The 16,987-nt window shown below is 52.1% G+C and carries 15 protein-coding genes and 1 riboswitch; all 15 genes read right to left on the bottom strand.

Annotated elements, in window-relative coordinates:
- Nucleotides 1–3: 3 nt before the first annotated feature.
- The 15 genes from B2M23_RS14785 to B2M23_RS14710 all read right to left on the bottom strand — a co-directional run bounded on the left by B2M23_RS14785 (nucleotide 4) and on the right by B2M23_RS14710 (nucleotide 16,948).
- A complete protein-coding gene (locus B2M23_RS14785; RefSeq protein WP_052237501.1) occupies nucleotides 4–825 on the bottom strand; it encodes a DeoR/GlpR family DNA-binding transcription regulator in 822 nt (273 codons plus the stop codon).
- A gap of 147 nt (nucleotides 826–972) precedes the next feature.
- A complete protein-coding gene (locus tag B2M23_RS14780; protein WP_038354174.1) occupies nucleotides 973–1,335 on the bottom strand; it encodes a VOC family protein in 363 nt (120 codons plus the stop codon).
- 437 nt (nucleotides 1,336–1,772) lie between these two features.
- The gene (locus B2M23_RS14775) at nucleotides 1,773–2,396 is read right to left on the bottom strand and encodes a MarR family winged helix-turn-helix transcriptional regulator (protein WP_038354175.1); all 624 of its coding nucleotides are present in this window, start codon (nucleotides 2,394–2,396) and stop codon (nucleotides 1,773–1,775) included.
- Between the two features lie 147 nt (nucleotides 2,397–2,543).
- Entirely contained in the window at nucleotides 2,544–4,019 is a 1,476-nt protein-coding gene (putP, locus tag B2M23_RS14770; RefSeq protein ID WP_038354176.1) for a sodium/proline symporter PutP, read from the bottom strand.
- Nucleotides 4,020–4,171: 152 nt separating this feature from the next.
- Nucleotides 4,172–5,524, bottom strand: coding sequence for a sodium-dependent transporter (locus B2M23_RS14765; protein WP_038354177.1), 1,353 nt, complete (start codon nucleotides 5,522–5,524; stop codon nucleotides 4,172–4,174).
- 395 nt (nucleotides 5,525–5,919) lie between these two features.
- Nucleotides 5,920–7,260, bottom strand: coding sequence for a glucose-6-phosphate isomerase (locus B2M23_RS14760; protein WP_038354178.1), 1,341 nt, complete (start codon nucleotides 7,258–7,260; stop codon nucleotides 5,920–5,922).
- 263 nt (nucleotides 7,261–7,523) lie between these two features.
- Entirely contained in the window at nucleotides 7,524–8,297 is a 774-nt protein-coding gene (locus B2M23_RS14755; protein ID WP_038354179.1) for an ABC transporter ATP-binding protein, read from the bottom strand.
- A complete protein-coding gene (locus B2M23_RS14750) occupies nucleotides 8,297–9,352 on the bottom strand; it encodes a FecCD family ABC transporter permease (RefSeq protein WP_038354180.1) in 1,056 nt (351 codons plus the stop codon). The genes B2M23_RS14755 and B2M23_RS14750 overlap by 1 nt, the downstream gene beginning before the upstream one ends.
- Before the next feature lie 2 nt (nucleotides 9,353–9,354).
- Entirely contained in the window at nucleotides 9,355–10,425 is a 1,071-nt protein-coding gene (locus B2M23_RS14745; RefSeq protein WP_038354181.1) for an ABC transporter substrate-binding protein, read from the bottom strand.
- Nucleotides 10,426–10,601: 176 nt separating this feature from the next.
- A riboswitch (cobalamin riboswitch) is annotated at nucleotides 10,602–10,777 on the bottom strand.
- Nucleotides 10,778–10,828: 51 nt separating this feature from the next.
- Nucleotides 10,829–11,485, bottom strand: coding sequence for a class I SAM-dependent methyltransferase (locus B2M23_RS14740; protein WP_038354182.1), 657 nt, complete (start codon nucleotides 11,483–11,485; stop codon nucleotides 10,829–10,831).
- Between the two features lie 30 nt (nucleotides 11,486–11,515).
- A complete protein-coding gene (locus tag B2M23_RS14735; protein ID WP_038354183.1) occupies nucleotides 11,516–12,097 on the bottom strand; it encodes a DUF6144 family protein in 582 nt (193 codons plus the stop codon).
- A 36-nt stretch (nucleotides 12,098–12,133) separates the two neighbouring features.
- The gene (locus B2M23_RS14730) at nucleotides 12,134–12,526 is read right to left on the bottom strand and encodes a hypothetical protein (RefSeq protein WP_038354184.1); all 393 of its coding nucleotides are present in this window, start codon (nucleotides 12,524–12,526) and stop codon (nucleotides 12,134–12,136) included.
- Nucleotides 12,527–12,550: 24 nt separating this feature from the next.
- Complete coding sequence (locus B2M23_RS14725) at nucleotides 12,551–13,114, bottom strand: YdeI/OmpD-associated family protein (RefSeq protein WP_038354240.1); 564 nt, start codon at nucleotides 13,112–13,114, stop codon at nucleotides 12,551–12,553.
- Nucleotides 13,115–13,594: 480 nt separating this feature from the next.
- A complete protein-coding gene (clpB, locus tag B2M23_RS14715; RefSeq protein WP_038354186.1) occupies nucleotides 13,595–16,198 on the bottom strand; it encodes an ATP-dependent chaperone ClpB in 2,604 nt (867 codons plus the stop codon).
- A 102-nt stretch (nucleotides 16,199–16,300) separates the two neighbouring features.
- Nucleotides 16,301–16,948: a hypothetical protein gene (locus B2M23_RS14710; RefSeq protein WP_038354187.1), complete on the bottom strand. Its 648-nt coding sequence runs from the start codon at nucleotides 16,946–16,948 to the stop codon at nucleotides 16,301–16,303.
- Nucleotides 16,949–16,987 lie beyond the last annotated feature (39 nt).

The following is a 16,987-nucleotide window of genomic DNA, read 5'->3' as shown; positions in this document are numbered from 1 at the left end:
CTCCTATGCTTTAATCCATTCGATTTCTGTTTCCATAAGCCGCGCTTCGCTCTCGGCGTCCAGCCCCGCATCGGTGATGATCCGGTCGAAACGGTCAATCCCGCAGATTTTGGCAAAGCTGACCCGGCCAAACTTTGAGCTGTCGGACAGCAGCACCTTTTCTCTGGCGCATTCCAGAATCTGCTGCTTCAGCGCCGCCTTTTCCATGGATGGTGAGCTCACGCCCTTTTCCACATCCACAGCGCTGGCCCCCAGAAAGGCGATGTCTGCGTTGATGCCTTCAAAAAAGGCTTCGGCGTGTCCGCCGAGGCATACCCCCACATCCTTCTGGACATGGCCGCCGGTACAGTGAACGTCCACAAGGGGCGCATCCAGCAGCCTGGCAGCAATGAGGATATCATCGGTCACCACGCTGATCTGCTTCGTGCCGCGGGCCAGCAGCAGAGCCAGCTCCATATTGGTGGTGCCGGCGTCCAGCACAATGGTCTGTCCGTCCTCCACCAGTTTTTCGGCTTCCCTGGCGATGCGCTTTTTCTCGGCCTGGTAAGCGCTGGCTTTTTGGGAAACCGCGATTTCCTCCACCAGCCCTTCCTTTACCACCGCCCCGCCAAAGGTACGGGTAATGCGGTCGTTATCCTCCAGGTATTTCAGATCCCTTCGGATGGTTGTGGGTGTGACCTCGAGCTTCTGGGCCAGCGCCTCAACTGTGATGCTGCCGTTTTTCTCAAGGTTTTCGATTATTTTTTCTCTTCTCTCTATTGGAAACATGGCTTCTCTCATTATCCGGTCACACTTGAACCGGTCATTCTGTTCAATTATGATCATCTACGTTTTCTTTTGTTTATCATAACGCATTTTCAGGGTGTTGTCAATTCAAAAAAAGAACATATTTAATCATTTTTAAGCATTTTCAAACATACCTGAACGCAACATAAAAAGCGGACGATCAGCTTTGTACTGACCGTCCACCTCTCATACAAACTCAGCGATCACGATCTCGTTTCCGTCAATATCCTTTAAGCGGACCTCATAAGTTCCCCAATCATATCGGACAGCTTCCGACAGGGAGACCCCTTTTTTCTTCAGGCTTTCCATTGTTAAATCAAGGGTTTCTGTTTGAAATACAAAGGATTGATTCCCGGTCGGCTCTACGCCGCATTTTTTGCAGTCCCATATACAAAGAGTGGGCGCGTTTTCGATAAAACCAAGATAAACCCCATTTGAATTGTCATCATCGGTCTTAATAAAGGGGATCTCCAGCATTTGCGTATAAAACGCGATCAGCTCTTTCGCTTGCTCAGAAAAAATATTTGTGCAGTAGTATCCTGTTATCATCTTTTCACCATCCAATCATTTTTTTATTCAATCACAAAAGCATACAATCTGCTGTCCAACGCATCGGCAGAGCAGGCCAGCGCAGCGCAGACTGCTGCCCTGCCCACATTCTACCATAAGCCGCCGCCTCCGTCTATTCTGTTACCGCCTCTTCCCCCGCTGTTGTCAGAAAGCGCGCCGAAATCAAAGCGCGAACAGCAAAACGGCATGGCCAAAAACTGACCATGCCGTATGCTGTGACAATACCGCTTTATTGGGAGCTTGCCCTTATAGCATATCGTCTTTTCCATCATGATTATTATTGCTGAACCCGGCTTCTGTCCGCCTTATAAGCTTCACAGATCAGGTAAACGCCGTAAAAACACAGGGCTATTGCTGAAAACATACACATCCCTCCTTTTCGGCTTTAAAAACAGCTGCCTCGTGGAGCTGCCGGATCATTCGTCCTCTGGATCACCAGGTCTGCCAAAGCCGCCAAAGGGTCCAAAGCCCGGGCCGCCCTGCCCAAAGTGATTTCCAAAGGAGCGGCCGCCCATCCGCATGTTCATGAGCCGTTCAAACTGGTCTTTACCCATACGCTCACAGGCGCCGCGCATCCATTCTCTGGTGCCATCATCCATGCTGTCTCCGCACCTTTCCTCAAAGGCTGCGATCATCCGGTCCAGGTATGCGTTAAACTGGTCTTGTTCCCCGGGCGACAGACAGTCAAAAATTCCGGCGTCATCGGTCTCGCTGTTCTGGTCCTGGGCCTGCTTTCCCTGCTCGGTCAGGCGGACAAGCATGACCCTGCGGTCTGTCTCTGAGGGTACGCGTGTCACATAGCCTTTCTTTTCCAGCTTGTTCAGCAGCTCGTTCAGGGACTGCTGCCGTATGCCCAGCAGATAGGCCAAATCCTTACTGCTGATTTCAGGCTGTATCCTGAGCATGGCCAGCACTCTGCCCTGACCCCGTGTCGGGTCACCCACCGGGCCGTTTTTAACATGATTTTTCAGGCGGCTGCGCTGTATCAGCCACTGAAGCCTTGACAGCTTCTCATATAATTCCATCTCTTTTTCGTCCATTTTGTTACCTCCTTTAATTTATAACAGGTACCTTATGCTTTATATTATACAGGTACCTGTCGCAGATGTCAAGAATTTTATACAGGTACCTTAAATAAATTAAAGGCATAAAAAAGACGGCTGCTTTCCAGCCGTCCTATGTGTTTCTTATTCAGCCCTGATGGCTTTCATTTCTTCCAGCACTTCGTCGAATTCTGTTTCTGCTGTCTCATCCGGTTTGGAGAAGGCATTGACGATCAGGATGGTGATCACATTCAGGAAAAATCCTGGCACGATCTCATACAAGGTATTGCCAAGTCCGGTCTGCTTCCAGATAATGACCGTCAGCGTCCCGACAATCATACCCGACAGGGCCGCTTTCCAGCTTGTTTTCTTAGAATACAGGCCAAAGAGCACCAGCGGGCCAAAGGCCGCGCCAAAGCCGCCCCACGCGTAGGAGACCAGCCCCATAACCGTGGAGTTTGGCACCAGCGCCATGAACAGGGCGATGACTGCGATGATGATTACCGACAGCCGTCCCAGATTCACACTCTGCTTTTCTGTCAGCTCCTTTTTAAAGAAAATGCGGGCCAGGTCCTCGGTGAGGGCCGAGGAGGAAACCAGCAGCTGTGAATCAATGGTGGACATAATGGCCGCCATGATCGCCGCCAGGAAAATCCCCCCGATCCACGGTGGGAAAAATTTGCGGATCATGAGCATAAACACGGTTTCCTGGGCGCCATCTGTCAGGCCAGGGAACAGCGGAATGGACAATAAAGCTACAAAAATCGCGCCGGTCAGGGCGATGATGACCCAGACAATGGCAATGGTCATGGATTTTGGCAGCTCCTTGATGCTCTTGATCCCCATAAAGCGGACCAGGATATGAGGCTGGCCAAAATAACCCAGACCCCAGGACGCAGCGGAAATAATGGCCATGACCGAGATTCCCCCGCCCAGCAGGTTCATGCTCAGGCCCTGGGCCGCCATGGCGTCCAGGGTGGGCTGCATGCTGCCAAGGTGGCTCATGGCCAGAATCGGCACCACCACAATGGCAATGATCATCAGAATCCCCTGGATCAGGTCGGTCCAGCACACAGCCAGGAACCCGCCGAGGAAGGTGTAGGCCACAATAACCAGCGCGCCGATCAATACCGCGGTGGTGTAGTCAATGCCGAACATCATCTGGAACAGCTTGCCGGAGGCCACCATACCGGAGGATGAATAAATGGTAAAGAAGATTAAAATGATCAGTGCAGAAATCACACGAATCGCTCCGGTCGGGTCTTTAAACCGTCTTTCAAAAAAGGTGGACAGGGTCAGGGAATCGGTTTTTTCTGTGTAGGTCCGCAGGCGCGCGGCCACGAACTTCCAGTTCAAAATTGTCCCCACACACAGGCCAATGCCGATCCATACCTCGGGCATGCCGCCCAGGTAAATGGCGCCGGGCAATCCCATCAGCAGCCAGCCGCTCATGTCGCTGGCCTGTGCAGAAAAGGCGGTAACCCAGCTGCCCAGACCGCGGTCTCCCAAAAGGAACCCCTCAATGCTCGAGGTCTTTTTGTAGAAATAGAGTCCTATGCCAACCAGCATGATGAGATAGATCACAAAAATAATAAATTCAGGATTTAATATCGTACTCATAACTCCTCGCTTCCTTAAAAAAATATTAATGTACTTATTTTATTAGAAAACTTGGTTAAAGTAAAGCAATTTTGCATATTCTTTCATTTTTATGCATAAGTCCTCAAAAATAAAAACCGGAGAAACTTGTCTTTCTCCGGCTTTTAAAGGGATCAGCCTATACCGCCATAGACCAGGCCGAGTATAAATACAACCACTGCCAGCGGCACATAAACATACTTGGCGAGTGGGCCGAAATAAGCGCCCAGGGGCTTTTCTCTTCCCAGCTCCAGCTCCTGCTTGATGTCCCTGTAGCCCAGGACATAGTAGATGGACACCGCGCCCAGCACTGCGCCGAAGGGCACGACAATAATGGTAATGAAATCCATCCAGGAGCCAACATTCGGCTCTGCCTCAAGGAAAATCCCGACGAGCAGCGCCACACCCGCACAGATGGCAACCGCGGCCTTGCGCGGCAGCTTGAAGCGGGTCTGGAGCGATTCGCTCACTGCCTCAAACATATTGATGAGGCTGGTAATGCCCGCAAAGGCCACCGACAGGAAAAACACCGCCGCGAAGAGCTGGCCGAAAGGCATCTGCTTAAAGATGTTGGGCAGCGTGATAAAGATAAGCGGCGGGCCCGCGTTGGGCTCAATGCCAAAGGCAAAAACAGCGGGCATAATAGCCAGCGCTGCCAGCATGGCCGCCAGGGTGTCGAACATGGCCGTCCGCATGGAGGCCTTGGGGATATCCTCGGATTTGTTCAGATAGGTACCGTAGACGATCATGCCTGAGCCTGTAATGGACAGCGAGAAAAACGTCTGGCCCATGGCCATAACCCAGGTATCTACCTTCAGCAGATCACTCCATTCCGGCATAAACAGAAATTTATATCCCTCGACCGCACCCGGAAGAAAGGCCACGCGGATGGCCAGGATGGCAAAGAGAATAAAGAAGGACGGCATTAAAACCTTGTTGATCTTCTCGATCCCCTTAGTGGCCCCGAACATGAGAATGCCCGCTGCGATGACAATGACCAGCACGTGCCACGGCACACTGCCGAAATTGCCTGTCGCCTGGCTGAAGTAAACCGCCGCGTCTGTGTTGAGGATGGCGCCGGTGACCGAACCGGCCAGGGCGCGGATGATCCACCCCACGATAATGGCATAGCCGATGGCAATCCCAAGAGATCCCAGCAGCGGAATCCAGCCCAGAATGTAACCCAGCTTCCCTTTTCCGATTTTATTAAAACAATACTCATAGGCTCCCAGGGTTCCGGTTTTTGCGCGCCGGCCGATGGCGAACTCTGCTGAGAGGCCCACCAGGCCGAAAATAACAATAAATAAAATATAAGGCACTAAAAATGCGCCGCCCCCGTACTGCCCTACCCGGTAGGGAAACATCCAGATATTGCCGAGCCCAACGGCGGAGCCAACACAGGCCAGCACAAACCCAAGGCTGTTGGTAAAGCCGCCGTTCTGATGGGTATGCCTGCTCTCGGACATCTGATTTTCGTTTTTTTCCATAATTCCTCCTTTAACTTCCAATTTCTTTATCTTACCATAATCCTCCTGTTCTGCCAATGGTGTTTTAACATCGGGCGGGCACAGACGCACAAAAAAAGATCGGCGCAATTTTGCGCCGATCTCTGCATGTTAAAAAAATCTGAGGGGCGAAGCCTTTTACCCAAGGAAGAAAAAAGCGTCCTGCGGGCACTGCCCTTACACGAATTGCTTCTTCTCTAACGTGGATAACTGATCTCGCCAGTGTCCGGCTGTTACGATAATGCGGCACGATTCCTGGCCGTTTACCACAGCGTCTGGACCTTTTTACTTATCTGGATAAAAGGCACAGCCCCGGGCCGTGCCTTTTGTGACAGCCTGAGATCGGCACAATTTTGCGCCGATCTCTGTTCGTGTTTTTATTTGTTGGGAAGGCGTTTTTCCAGCGCTTCGGTCAGCTCCTCGTAGCCTGGCTTGTGAAGCAGGGCAAACATATTTTTCTTGTAAGCTTCGACACCCGGCTGGTTAAAGGGATTAACGCCCAGGAGGTAGCCGCCCAGGCCGCAGGCCTTTTCAAAGAAGTAGACCAGCTTGCCGATGTGGAAAGCGTCCAGCTTGGACAGGTAGATGATGCCGTTTGGCACATCGCCGTCGACATGCGCCAGCAGTGTGCCCAAAAAGGCCTTTTCATTGACGTCCTGCATGGTGCGGTTTTCGAGGTAGTTCAGGCCGTCCAGGTCTGCTTCCTCATGCCCCACCATCATATCGCCGTCCAGCTCGTCCACTGCCAGAATGGTTTCAAAAATATTTTTATGGCCGTCCTGGATAATCTGCCCCACAGAGTGCAGGTCAGTCGAGAAATGGACAGACGCCGGGAACAGGCCCTTGCCATCCTTGCCGTCGCTCTCGCCGTAAAGCTGTTTCCACCACTCGGAGAAGTAGCGCAGGGAGGGCTCGTAATCCACCAGGATCTCAATGGCCTTGCCGCGGTTGTACAGGCAGCTTCTGTAAAGGGTGTACTGGTAGCAGGCGTTATCGGCAAGAGAATCCACGCCGTATTCTTCATAGCCGGATTTGGCACCGTCCATGAAAGCGTCGATATCAATCCCCGCGACAGCGATGGGCAGCAGGCCGACAGCGCTGTAAACCGAGTAACGGCCGCCCACATCGTCCGGAATCACAAAGGTTTCATAGCCCTCCTGGTCGGCCAGGAACTTAAGGGCGCCCCTCTCCTTGTCTGTGGTGGCAAAGATACGGTCCTTGGCGCCGTCCTTCCCGTATTTCTTTTCCAGCATTTCCTTAAAGAAACGGAAAGCGATGGCCGGCTCGGTCGTGGTGCCGGATTTAGAGATAACATTGACACAGATATCCTGATCCTTGACCAGGTCGATGAGGTCTTTCATATATTTGCCGCTGATGTTTTCACCGGCGAAATAAATTTTAGGAGCTTTTCGGTCTGTTTCTTCATTGAAAAAAGTACTCGTAAGCGCGGTAATAACAGCCTTAGAGCCCAGGTAGGAGCCGCCGATGCCAATGACGATAAACGCATCGCAGGAACCCTTGATTTTTTCAGCCGCTTTTTTGATACGGGCATACTCTTCCTTATCATAAGCCACCGGGTAATCATACCAGCCTAAAAAATCACTGCCAGCGCCTGTTTTTTCCTTTAACATTTTGTCCGCCAGGCTGATCTGTGCCGCCTTGTTGTCAAATTCTTCCTGAGACAGTCCCGCATAGGAATAATCAAATCGAATACTCATATTTTATCCTCCTGATAAATAATTAATTTAAACATCGGTTTTCACTATTTGTACGGTTACCTTATAATTGTAATATAAGCGGCGAAAAGATCAAGCAAAATCACCGAATTTACAATTATTTATTTTAGCACAAGATAGTAATCGTTTTACATGCCTATTATAGCATAAATTTCACCGGATTTAAAAGCCTTTCTTTAAAAAATATACCCGCCAGACTGTTTTTTATTGACCGCCTGCCGGGTAAATGTGTATTCGCTTAATTTTTAACCCGCGCACCGCTTGGGAATCACATACTGCTTGTCCTGATAGGCCGCGAATTCGACGCGGACATCAAAAATATGCTCCAGACTTTCTGTGTTCAGAATTTCGTCGGGATGTCCGGTGGCGTGGATGTTCCCGTCCTTCATGAGCACCACCTGGTCAGCGAAGGTGACCGCGGTGTTGACGTCATGGATAACCGCCATAATCGTCATTCCCTTATCCTGGCAGAGGCCCCGGACAATCTCCATGGTTTCCAGCTGGTACCGCAAATCCAGGTTGCTGGTGGGTTCGTCCAGAAGCATGACCACAGGCTCCTGGGCCAGGGCGCGGGCGATAAAAACCCGCTGCCGCTCGCCGCCGCTCAGCTGGTTTAAAAGCTTGGTGCTGTAATCGCTGAGCGACATTTTCTCAAGAACGGACCGTACAATCTCATAATCGGCGTCCTTCATCTTACCCTTCATATGGGGCACACGCCCGGACAGCACCATCTCAAAAACATTCAGGCCGCTGTCCTCCACCTCGGTGCTCTGGGGCACATAGCCGATGAGCTTGGATTTTTCCTTTTGCGGCAGCCTCAGAAGGTCGGTGCTATCCAGGTATATCTCCCCTTTTTCGGGCTTCAGGATCCCGTTGACACACTTGATCAGCGTGCTTTTACCGGCCCCGTTTGCCCCCAGCAGCACGCACAGCCTTCCCGGCGCCACCTCGATGTTAACGCCTTTTAAAATACAGGTTTTTCGATAGCCAAAGCTTAAATTTCTGATTGTAATTTTCATCAGACCAACCGCTCTTTCTGTTCTTTTACAATTAAATAGATAAACACCGGCACCCCGATAAAGGAGACCACAATGCCCACCGGGATGATCACCGGTGAGACGACCACACGGCCCACTGTATCCGCGGCGATGAGCAGGATCGCGCCCGAGAGGGCGGTGAGCGGTATGAGCGCCCGGTAGTCGCCGCCGATCAGAAGCCTGGCGATATGCGGCGCCACCAGCCCCACAAAACCGATAACGCCTGTAAAGCTGACAATGGCCGATGAAATGAGCGTGACCGCAATGCCCGAAAGCAGCCGCAGCCGCATGACATTGACGCCCAGGGCCACCGCGCTTTCATCCCCGGTGGATAAAAGGTTGTAATGCCAGGCAAAACGGACGATAAACGGAAAAGTCAGGAGCAGAATAACACTGACCACGAGGATCTGCTCCCAGGTGATCTCCGAAAGGCTGCCGAAGGTCCAGTGGACAATGGCGGAGAGCTGCTGCTCGTTGGCCACATACTGCATGCTGGCATTCAGGGCTGAAAAGAAATAGTTGAGGGCAATGCCGATCAGGATGATCGTCGTTTTTCCCATGCCCTTGGCCGAGGCGATGCCGTACACCATGGCGGCACAGATAAAGGCCAGCACAAAGGCCATCATGACAGTGCCCACCTGATTGCTGCCAAAGGGCATAAAGCCAAAAATAATGGCCAGCGAAGCCCCGAAGGCCGCGGCGTTTGAAAGCCCGGTGGTAAAGGGGCTGGCCATCTTATTGCCGGTGATGGCCTGCATGACCAGGCCGCTGATGCCCAGGCCGATGCCGGAAACCAGCGCCATGGTAATGCGCGGCAGGCGCAGCTGCATGAGCACAGTGAGCTCGGTCTGGTTCAGCGCCGCCGCGCCCATAAAGTGGCCGCCGGGCAGCAGGGTCGCGAACACCCGCCCCACAGTCACATTGGCAACGCCGACAAAGCAGCTGGAAAAAGCAGCAATGATCAAAAGGATCACTGCTGCCAGCATCAACGCCGCTCTTTTTTTATGATAGGCTTTTAATGTCTGCTGCTTTTCCATCACTATTGATGCTTAACCTGGAAAACATGCCCTTCTATCGGATCAACCCCCTGGATTTCCATCCATTCGTCAAAGATCGCGTCGGGGTCAACATCCTTCATCTGCTCAGGGTATAACCATTTCGCGGTATAAACCGTCCCGATCATTTTGCCCAGTCCGCCGGCGCAGAAGCCTGTTGTCACATAGAAATCGTCATTCTGGACCGCCTTTAGATCGGACCAGCCTGCGCGGCTCAGCATTTCGGTGGAGATGGTGCTGTAGTCCTCCGCTGTGGGCGGCGTGTAGACGCCGGTATTTTTGAGGGCCGGGCCGGATGAAGTCTTGATGATAAGGTCCGGGTCCTCTAACAGAATCTTTTCCGGGTCAATGGTCTTGCCGGTAATGGTGGGATCGCCAAAAATATTGACAGCCCCGGCGTTTAAAAGCATGCTGTTCCAGCCGTCATTGCTGGTTCCCGGTATGCAGGTGGTATTCGGGTCACCGTATTCCCAGTACACTTTTTTCGTTCCCTTGACGTCCTTGATTTTTTCGGCCACCATATCCATGTTATCCTGGTAGAATTTCGTCAGCTTCTCGGCTTCCTTTTCCTTGCCGAACAGCTTGCCCAGAATCTCGATTTCCTTTGGCAGCTCGGCATTGTTATAGCCGGATACCACGACAACCTGAATGCCGAAAGGCTCCAGCTTTTTAATGTCCTCTTCCCATGTGCCGTTGTCCGGGGTGATGAGTACCTGGGCGCCCAGCTCGGCAATCTTTTCATAATTCAGCTCGCTCTGTCCCTTGCCGATAACATTATCCGGGTCAAACTGGCTCCAGTACACGCGGTCCTGGGCTGTGTTCTTATCCACCGCCACCACCTTGTCGATGGCGCCGATCCCGCGGATCAGCTCAGAATTGTAGCGGTTGGCGACCACAACCTTTTCAAGGGGCTGGGGAATGGTTACCTCGCGCCCGGTATCATCCACCACGGTAATGCTTTTCGCCTCACTCGAATCCCCGCTCTGGCTGCACCCGGCAAAGACCGGAACCAGCAGAAGCAACGCGCACATCAGTGCAATCACTTTCTTCTTCATTTTTTCCTCCATTAAATTAAAAATTTATGTTAAATCCTTTTGGATGTCAACATCTCCCAGAAAACGCAGACGTATCTAACTTTTCGGCAAATAAAAAAACCGATAAGCACTCTGCTCATCGGTCCCATTTTCCGAGATTTCATTTATTCAAACACGCCGCTGCATTCTCCCCCTGCACGTATTTCTTCTTTAAGGCAGGTCTCCTGGCTTACAGCTCGTCCGCGGCCCGCCTTCCCGGATTGCTCCAGTGGCTTTTCAGGCTTTGTCCCTGTTTACAGTGATGGGTTCGCACCGGACTCACACCGGTTTCCCTATTCTCTTATTGCTAAGCACCTCAAAGGTTATTCTGTTTTTATCATTATACCTGCTTCTATTATACTTGTCAATATCCAATCGGACGGATTTATTTTCTGACGGTAAGGCTCCAGTGGCTGCTGTAATACTGCGGCTCCTCAGGGTTATAGACGCAGGATTCTCTCAAGCTGTCCTCAAGGTGCCAGGCTTTAAAAAAGCGTTTTATATCTGCCAGGTCCACATAGAGGTGCGGCACGCCCGTCTCCGTATCGCTTTTTTCCGAGAGCAGGGTGTTGGCGTCAACACGCCGGCTGCTGTCTGCCTGTTTGTAACCATAGGTACTCTTAGAGATGAGCGTGAGGAACAGCTCGCCCCCGGGCTTTAACACCCGGCGGATTTCCGCCAGGGCGGCCTGAAAGCCTGGAATATCGGTATGGTAGATAACATTGTAGGCCATAGCGCAGTCAAAGGTGTTGTCCTCAAAGGGCAGGGACAGCATGTCCGCCACGCAGGCAGTGAGCGGCACCTGCTCCTCCCCGGCCCATTTTTTTGTGTGCTCGATACCGTATTCGGACAGGTCTGCGGCGGTTACCTCAAAGCCTTTTTTAGCCATATATACCGCGTGCCGCCCAAGGCCGCAGCCCAGATCCAGAAACCGCAGGAAGCCCTTCGCCTGCCAGCGTTCCGCGAGATAGGGGCTCTCCACGCAGGGGATGAGCCAGTAATCCGACTGGTTCTTTTCCCAGTCCCATGCTTTAGACTGCATTGATTTTCTCCTCCTTTTATCCGTTTTAATTTAAAGGATTCCTGTAACCTTCAACAGGCAGGAGTCATACCCCTGCTTGATGGTCTGGAGCAGCTCGACCTCCACCGGGCGCTCAAATATGGCTTCAAAGAAGGCTTTGCTGTACCCGGCAGTACAATAGCAGCAGGTCAGCGATGGGGAGGTCCCGGCCTTTTCCAGCATGGGGCACTCGCAGGTAAACATCCTGGTATAGAGTGCGCCGCCCTCGATGCGCCAGCCTGCCCCACTCTCGTTGAGGTGGCTGACAAAGCGTTCCAGATCCTGCCCTTTGGACTGGTATAACGCCTTGAAAGTCTCGGCGGTTTCCTCCAGACGGCCGTTTTCGTTGCAGTGGCAGCCCATTCTTATTTTGACAATGGTCTCCTGGTCAAAGTTTGTCTCCAGCTCCTCTGCCAGGCGCTCAACCCACCTGGCTCTCTCTTCAGGCGCTGCCCCTGACCGCAGCGGGACCCGGCGGAGGAATGCCTCTGCCTCTTCCCGGGAGACGTTTTTCTCAAGGCTCTGGCTTAACCGTTCCAGCTCCTCCTGCTCCAAAAACGGACTGACCGTTTCCGGCATACTAAAATTTTTCATGCTTCACCTCGCTTATCAATCTCTGAGGACCGGCTTTTACCCATACCCACAGCTCACCACATACCAGCCACTGCCTTTAGGTTTTGGAGCGGCCCAAAAGCCCCAATACACCATACTGCGCGGCGGGACGCTGCCATCTGTCAGAAAGCCGGTACGGATCACTGATTTAAAAAATACGGCGCTTTTTCCATTTTCCAAAACACCGCAGTCCTCATATGTCAGTTCGAGAAGCTCCCAGCCAAACCGCCGTTGAAAGTCCCGCTTAACGGCATCCGCCGCGGCTTCTATCTGCTCCTGTGTGTAGGGTGAAGGCTTATCGGCCACCACCTTTGTTTTACTGGTGTTACCCCGCAGGCCCAAAAATACGGCTGCTATCAGGCAGAGGATGGCAGCGCCGCAGACAGCGTGAAAAAGCGCTCTTGATTTCATAAACGATTCTCCTGGTTTCCCTGATCACATTGGCTTTAAATTTTTCTCCAGCCGCCCGGTCATCCACGCCAGGCGCTTGGCCTGGCCGGCTTCCGTTTTGGCGTCAAGATAGGCTCTTGTGTAGGTCTTTTTCACAGATGGCGGCATATTCAGGAAGTTTTCATGGGCCTGTTCGTTTTCCCGCAGCAGCTGGGCCACTGCCTCAATCTGCTCCTCGGTGACGGCTGAGGGCCCCGCGGCGCTGTCCCACTGGCCGTTTTTCTTTGCCGCCTCGATCTTTTCTCTGCCGATGTCTGTCATCAGCCCGCGTTTTTCAAGGCTTTCTGCCAAAGCCTTGTTTTTTGCGGACCACTTGCTGTTCTTTCTGCGCGCGGAAAAATACTTGATGTAGGACTGGTCGTCAACTTTTTTCATCTGGCCGTCGATCCATCCAAAGCACAGGGCTTCCTCCAGCGCCTCGCCGGCTTTTACGGTCACCAGGGCTTTTGTCTTTCCAAACACCAGCCAGACGCCCTCGCTGGACTGGCAGTTGTGGGCCAGCCAGTCCCTGAACGCGTCCCGGGTCTTAAAATATAAGGGCTCACTCATCGTCATTCCTCCAAAAATCAAATTCTTTTCCACAGCGTCTCTGCAGATAAAACCAGTCGGCCTTACCCATTGCCTGCGGCGGTTTATGGTTTGATTATAGCATGGTTTCCGGCTCTGGTCATGTCTTTTCCGGCTGTTTAAAGCTTTTGCCTTCCTCTTTTTTACATAAAAAAAGACCAGCGCAGGTTTGCGCCGGTCACTGCTTACCAAAAAATCTCCCCTAAGAGACGAAGCCTTTTACCTAAGAAAGAAAAAGTTGTCCTGCGGGCACTGCTCCTTCACTTTTATCCTTTTCACTAAAATTTATACGATATCTCGCTAATGTCCGGCTGTCTCAATAAAGCCGCTTGATTCTTGGCCGTTATCCAAAGCGCCTGGACACTTTTTCTTATCTGGATAAAAGGCGCAGTCTCGGGGCTGCGCCACTTCTTTACAGCAAAAGACCAGCGCAGGTTTGCGCCGGTCTCAGACTTTGCTCTTTTATTTTTCGATGACAAAGTGGCCGTCCTTAAAGTCGACGGTGACCACCTGGTCCTCATCCAGGTTGCCCCGGATAATTTCCTTGCCGATCATGGTTTCAATATTCTTCTGTAAGAAACGCTTCAGCGGACGTGCGCCGTAGCTCGGGTCATAGCCCTGGTCGATGACGGCTTCCTTGGCGTCTTCGCTGAGTTTTACCACAATGCGCTTATCATCCAGGCGTTTCTGGAGCTCGGCCATCATCAGGTCGACAATTCTGCCGATGGAGCGCTTGGTGAGCGGCTTGTACAGCACGATCTCATCAATACGGTTGAGGAATTCCGGCCGGAAGTAATTCTTCAGGGAATTCATGACCGCTTCCTCGGTTTCGACCAGAATGTTGCCTTCGGCGTCGATGCCTTCCAGCAGGTATTCGGAGCCGATGTTGCTGGTCATGATGATGATGGTGTTTTTAAAGTCGATGGTCCGCCCCTGGGAGTCGGTCACACGGCCGTCGTCCAGAATCTGGAGCAGCACGTTGAACACGTCCTTATGGGCTTTTTCGATTTCGTCCAGGAGAATAACCGAATAGGGTTTACGCCGCACAGCTTCTGTCAGCTGGCCGCCTTCTTCATAGCCAACATATCCCGGAGGCGCGCCGATCAGGCGGCTCACGGAGAATTTTTCCATGTACTCGCTCATGTCGATACGGATCATATTGTCCTCAGAATCGAACAGGTTGGCGGCTACGGCTTTGGCCAGCTCAGTTTTACCAACCCCGGTAGGCCCTAAGAACAGGAAGGAGCCAATGGGGCTGTTGGGGTTTTTGATGCCCGCGCGGGAGCGGATAATGGCGTCTACCACCTTTTCGATGGGTTCTTCCTGGCCGACCACGCGTTTTCTGAGAATGTCTTCCAGATTCAGGAGCTTTTCCCGCTCGCCAGCCATCAGCCGGCTCAGGGGGATGCCGGTCCAGTTGGAGATGACTTCGGCGATTTCGTCCTCAGTCACACTCTCGCGGATCAGGGATTCGCCCTCGCCTCTGGCTTCGGCGGCTTCTTCCATTTCTTTCATCTTCTTCTGTAATTCCGGCAGCTTGCCGTAGGTCAGCTCTGCGGCCTTGTCATAGTCGGACTCGCGCTGGGCCAGATCGATCTGGTGGTTAACCCGGTCGATTTCTTCCTTGATCTTCTGGACAGATTCCACCGCGTTCTTTTCGTTATCCCACTGGATCTTCATTTCATTGAAGCGGTCGCGGTATTCGGCCAGCTCCTTCTGAATCCGTTCCAGGCGCTCTTTACTGAGCTTGTCCTCTTCTTTTTTGAGGGCGGTTTCCTCGATTTCCAGCTGGATCATCTTACGGTTGACCTCATCCATCTCTTCGGGCATGGAGTCAATTTCGGTACGGATCATGGCGCAGGCTTCGTCCACAAGGTCGATGGCCTTATCCGGGAGGAAACGGTCGGTAATATACCGGTTGGAAAGCACTGCCGCGGAGACCAGGGCGTTATCCTGGATCTTAACCCCGTGGAAGATTTCATAGCGTTCCTTTAAGCCCCTGAGGATGGTAATGGTGTCCTCAACCGTCGGTTCATCCACCAGTACCGACTGGAAACGCCGTTCCAGCGCCGGGTCCTTTTCGATATACTGGCGGTATTCGTCCAGTGTGGTGGCGCCGATACAGTGGAGCTCGCCCCGGGCCAGCATTGGCTTGAGCATGTTGCCAGCGTCCATGGAGCCCTCGGTTTTCCCGGCCCCCACAATGGTGTGGAGCTCATCAATAAACAGAATGATGCGTCCGTCGCTGTCCTTGACTTCCTTTAAGACGGCTTTGAGCCGCTCTTCAAACTCGCCGCGGTATTTGGCGCCGGCGACCAGCGCGCCCATATCTAAGGAGATAATGCGCTTGTCCTTTAAGCCCTCGGGCACATCTCCCTGCACAATCCGGGCAGCCAGGCCTTCGACAATGGCGGTTTTACCAACGCCGGGCTCCCCGATGAGCACCGGGTTGTTTTTGGTTTTTCTGGATAAAATACGGATGGTGTGCCGGATTTCGGAGTCACGGCCGATCACCGGGTCCAGCTTATTGTCAATGCAGTCCTGCACCAGGTCGTGCCCGTACTGGGTCAGGGCTTCATAGGTTCCTTCGGGGTTGTCGCTGGTGACCCGCTGGCCGCCGCGCACATCCCTTAATACTTTTAAAACCTCATCCTTTGTGACGCCGTGACGATTCAGCAGCTCAAGGGCTGCGTTCTGCCTGCTCAGGCTGTAAAAGCCCAGCAAAAGGTGCTCGACAGAGATGTACTGGTCTTCCATCTTCTTGGCTTCCTTATAAGCCTCATTCATGATCTTATCGGTGTCACGGCTGATATAAACCTTTCCGGGTTCGCGGCCCGGGCCGGTAACGCTGGGCATATTGTCAATATCGCCCTTTAATTCTTCAATAATCGGATAGGTATTTTTACCCAGCCGTTCAAACAATCTTCCGACCACGCCGTTTTCCTGGGTCAGCAGCGCCAGGAGCAGATGCTCTGGCTGAATTTCCATGTGGTCATGGTCTATGGCAATCTGTTCGGCATTTTTAACCGCTTCGATTGATTTCTGTGTTAACATGTTCATGTCCATTAAATATCACCTACTTCTCTTAAATTTTATATGTAAAGCCGCCGGGCGGCCTGACTGGAGCGCACCCAAACCGCGCCCCGATATGTGATTCGATCCCCGCCTTTATTTCTTTGGCCTGGGATTTCCTAAAAACTGACCGTATAATTCCTCGAGCTCCTGATCCAGATTTTCATCCTCGTTGCTCTCAAAATAGAGGTTCATGGCAGAGTCAATCATCCGCAGGTACTCGGTCAAAAAATCGGTAACGGTGCTGACACCGTTTTGTACCGCGCCGTTTTCCTTAAATTCACGGATGAATTTGTGGTTGGTCAGATGTTCGCTGTCCTTGTCATCCACCTCATTGTTTTTGCGCTCAATGTTACAGATTTTCTGGAAAAACTGGTCAAAATGCTCGTTCAAATCCTCGGACTTGGTACGGGAGCTTACCTTAAGCACCGCGTATTTCTGCCCGTTGTCATTGACAAACTCATAGCTGTACCGCACCTTTGGGCGGTACTTGTATTTCAGGCTTTTGCCAAACTGGATGCTGGAGTTTTTGTTGATCTGGCTCACCGACAGGGTGTCGCTGAGGTTTTGGTCCAGCTGCTCCAGTATTTTCTGCACCTGCTGCTCAGGTGTCTCCAGACCGATCTTCTCAGCCAAGATATCATTGATGAGCTGAGAGCGGTTGGTATTATTTTCATATGCCAGTTGATCGATCTTTTCAACGATCTCATCAAAAAGCATCAGGCTATATACACTTTTTTTCATAGTTTCCACCTCGTCTATGCATTAATAATACACCCTAAC

Source organism: Eubacterium limosum, assembly GCF_000807675.2.
GTDB classification, from domain to species: domain Bacteria; phylum Bacillota; class Clostridia; order Eubacteriales; family Eubacteriaceae; genus Eubacterium; species Eubacterium limosum.
The sequence above is the reverse complement of the archived record's forward strand: the minus strand, read 5'-3'. Positions and strand labels throughout refer to the sequence as shown.

What these genes read in the sequence shown, in the direction of transcription:
- B2M23_RS14785 (WP_052237501.1), bottom strand. Translation starts at nt 825, where the DNA reads ATGATCATAATTGAACAGAATGACCGGTTCAAGTGTGACCGGATAATG.
- B2M23_RS14780 (WP_038354174.1), bottom strand. Translation starts at nt 1,335, where the DNA reads ATGATAACAGGATACTACTGCACAAATATTTTTTCTGAGCAAGCGAAA.
- B2M23_RS14775 (WP_038354175.1), bottom strand. Translation starts at nt 2,396, where the DNA reads ATGGACGAAAAAGAGATGGAATTATATGAGAAGCTGTCAAGGCTTCAG.
- putP (WP_038354176.1), bottom strand. Translation starts at nt 4,019, where the DNA reads ATGAGTACGATATTAAATCCTGAATTTATTATTTTTGTGATCTATCTC.
- B2M23_RS14765 (WP_038354177.1), bottom strand. Translation starts at nt 5,524, where the DNA reads ATGGAAAAAAACGAAAATCAGATGTCCGAGAGCAGGCATACCCATCAG.
- B2M23_RS14760 (WP_038354178.1), bottom strand. Translation starts at nt 7,260, where the DNA reads ATGAGTATTCGATTTGATTATTCCTATGCGGGACTGTCTCAGGAAGAA.
- B2M23_RS14755 (WP_038354179.1), bottom strand. Translation starts at nt 8,297, where the DNA reads ATGAAAATTACAATCAGAAATTTAAGCTTTGGCTATCGAAAAACCTGT.
- B2M23_RS14750 (WP_038354180.1), bottom strand. Translation starts at nt 9,352, where the DNA reads ATGGAAAAGCAGCAGACATTAAAAGCCTATCATAAAAAAAGAGCGGCG.
- B2M23_RS14745 (WP_038354181.1), bottom strand. Translation starts at nt 10,425, where the DNA reads ATGAAGAAGAAAGTGATTGCACTGATGTGCGCGTTGCTTCTGCTGGTT.
- B2M23_RS14740 (WP_038354182.1), bottom strand. Translation starts at nt 11,485, where the DNA reads ATGCAGTCTAAAGCATGGGACTGGGAAAAGAACCAGTCGGATTACTGG.
- B2M23_RS14735 (WP_038354183.1), bottom strand. Translation starts at nt 12,097, where the DNA reads ATGAAAAATTTTAGTATGCCGGAAACGGTCAGTCCGTTTTTGGAGCAG.
- B2M23_RS14730 (WP_038354184.1), bottom strand. Translation starts at nt 12,526, where the DNA reads ATGAAATCAAGAGCGCTTTTTCACGCTGTCTGCGGCGCTGCCATCCTC.
- B2M23_RS14725 (WP_038354240.1), bottom strand. Translation starts at nt 13,114, where the DNA reads ATGAGTGAGCCCTTATATTTTAAGACCCGGGACGCGTTCAGGGACTGG.
- clpB (WP_038354186.1), bottom strand. Translation starts at nt 16,198, where the DNA reads ATGGACATGAACATGTTAACACAGAAATCAATCGAAGCGGTTAAAAAT.
- B2M23_RS14710 (WP_038354187.1), bottom strand. Translation starts at nt 16,948, where the DNA reads ATGAAAAAAAGTGTATATAGCCTGATGCTTTTTGATGAGATCGTTGAA.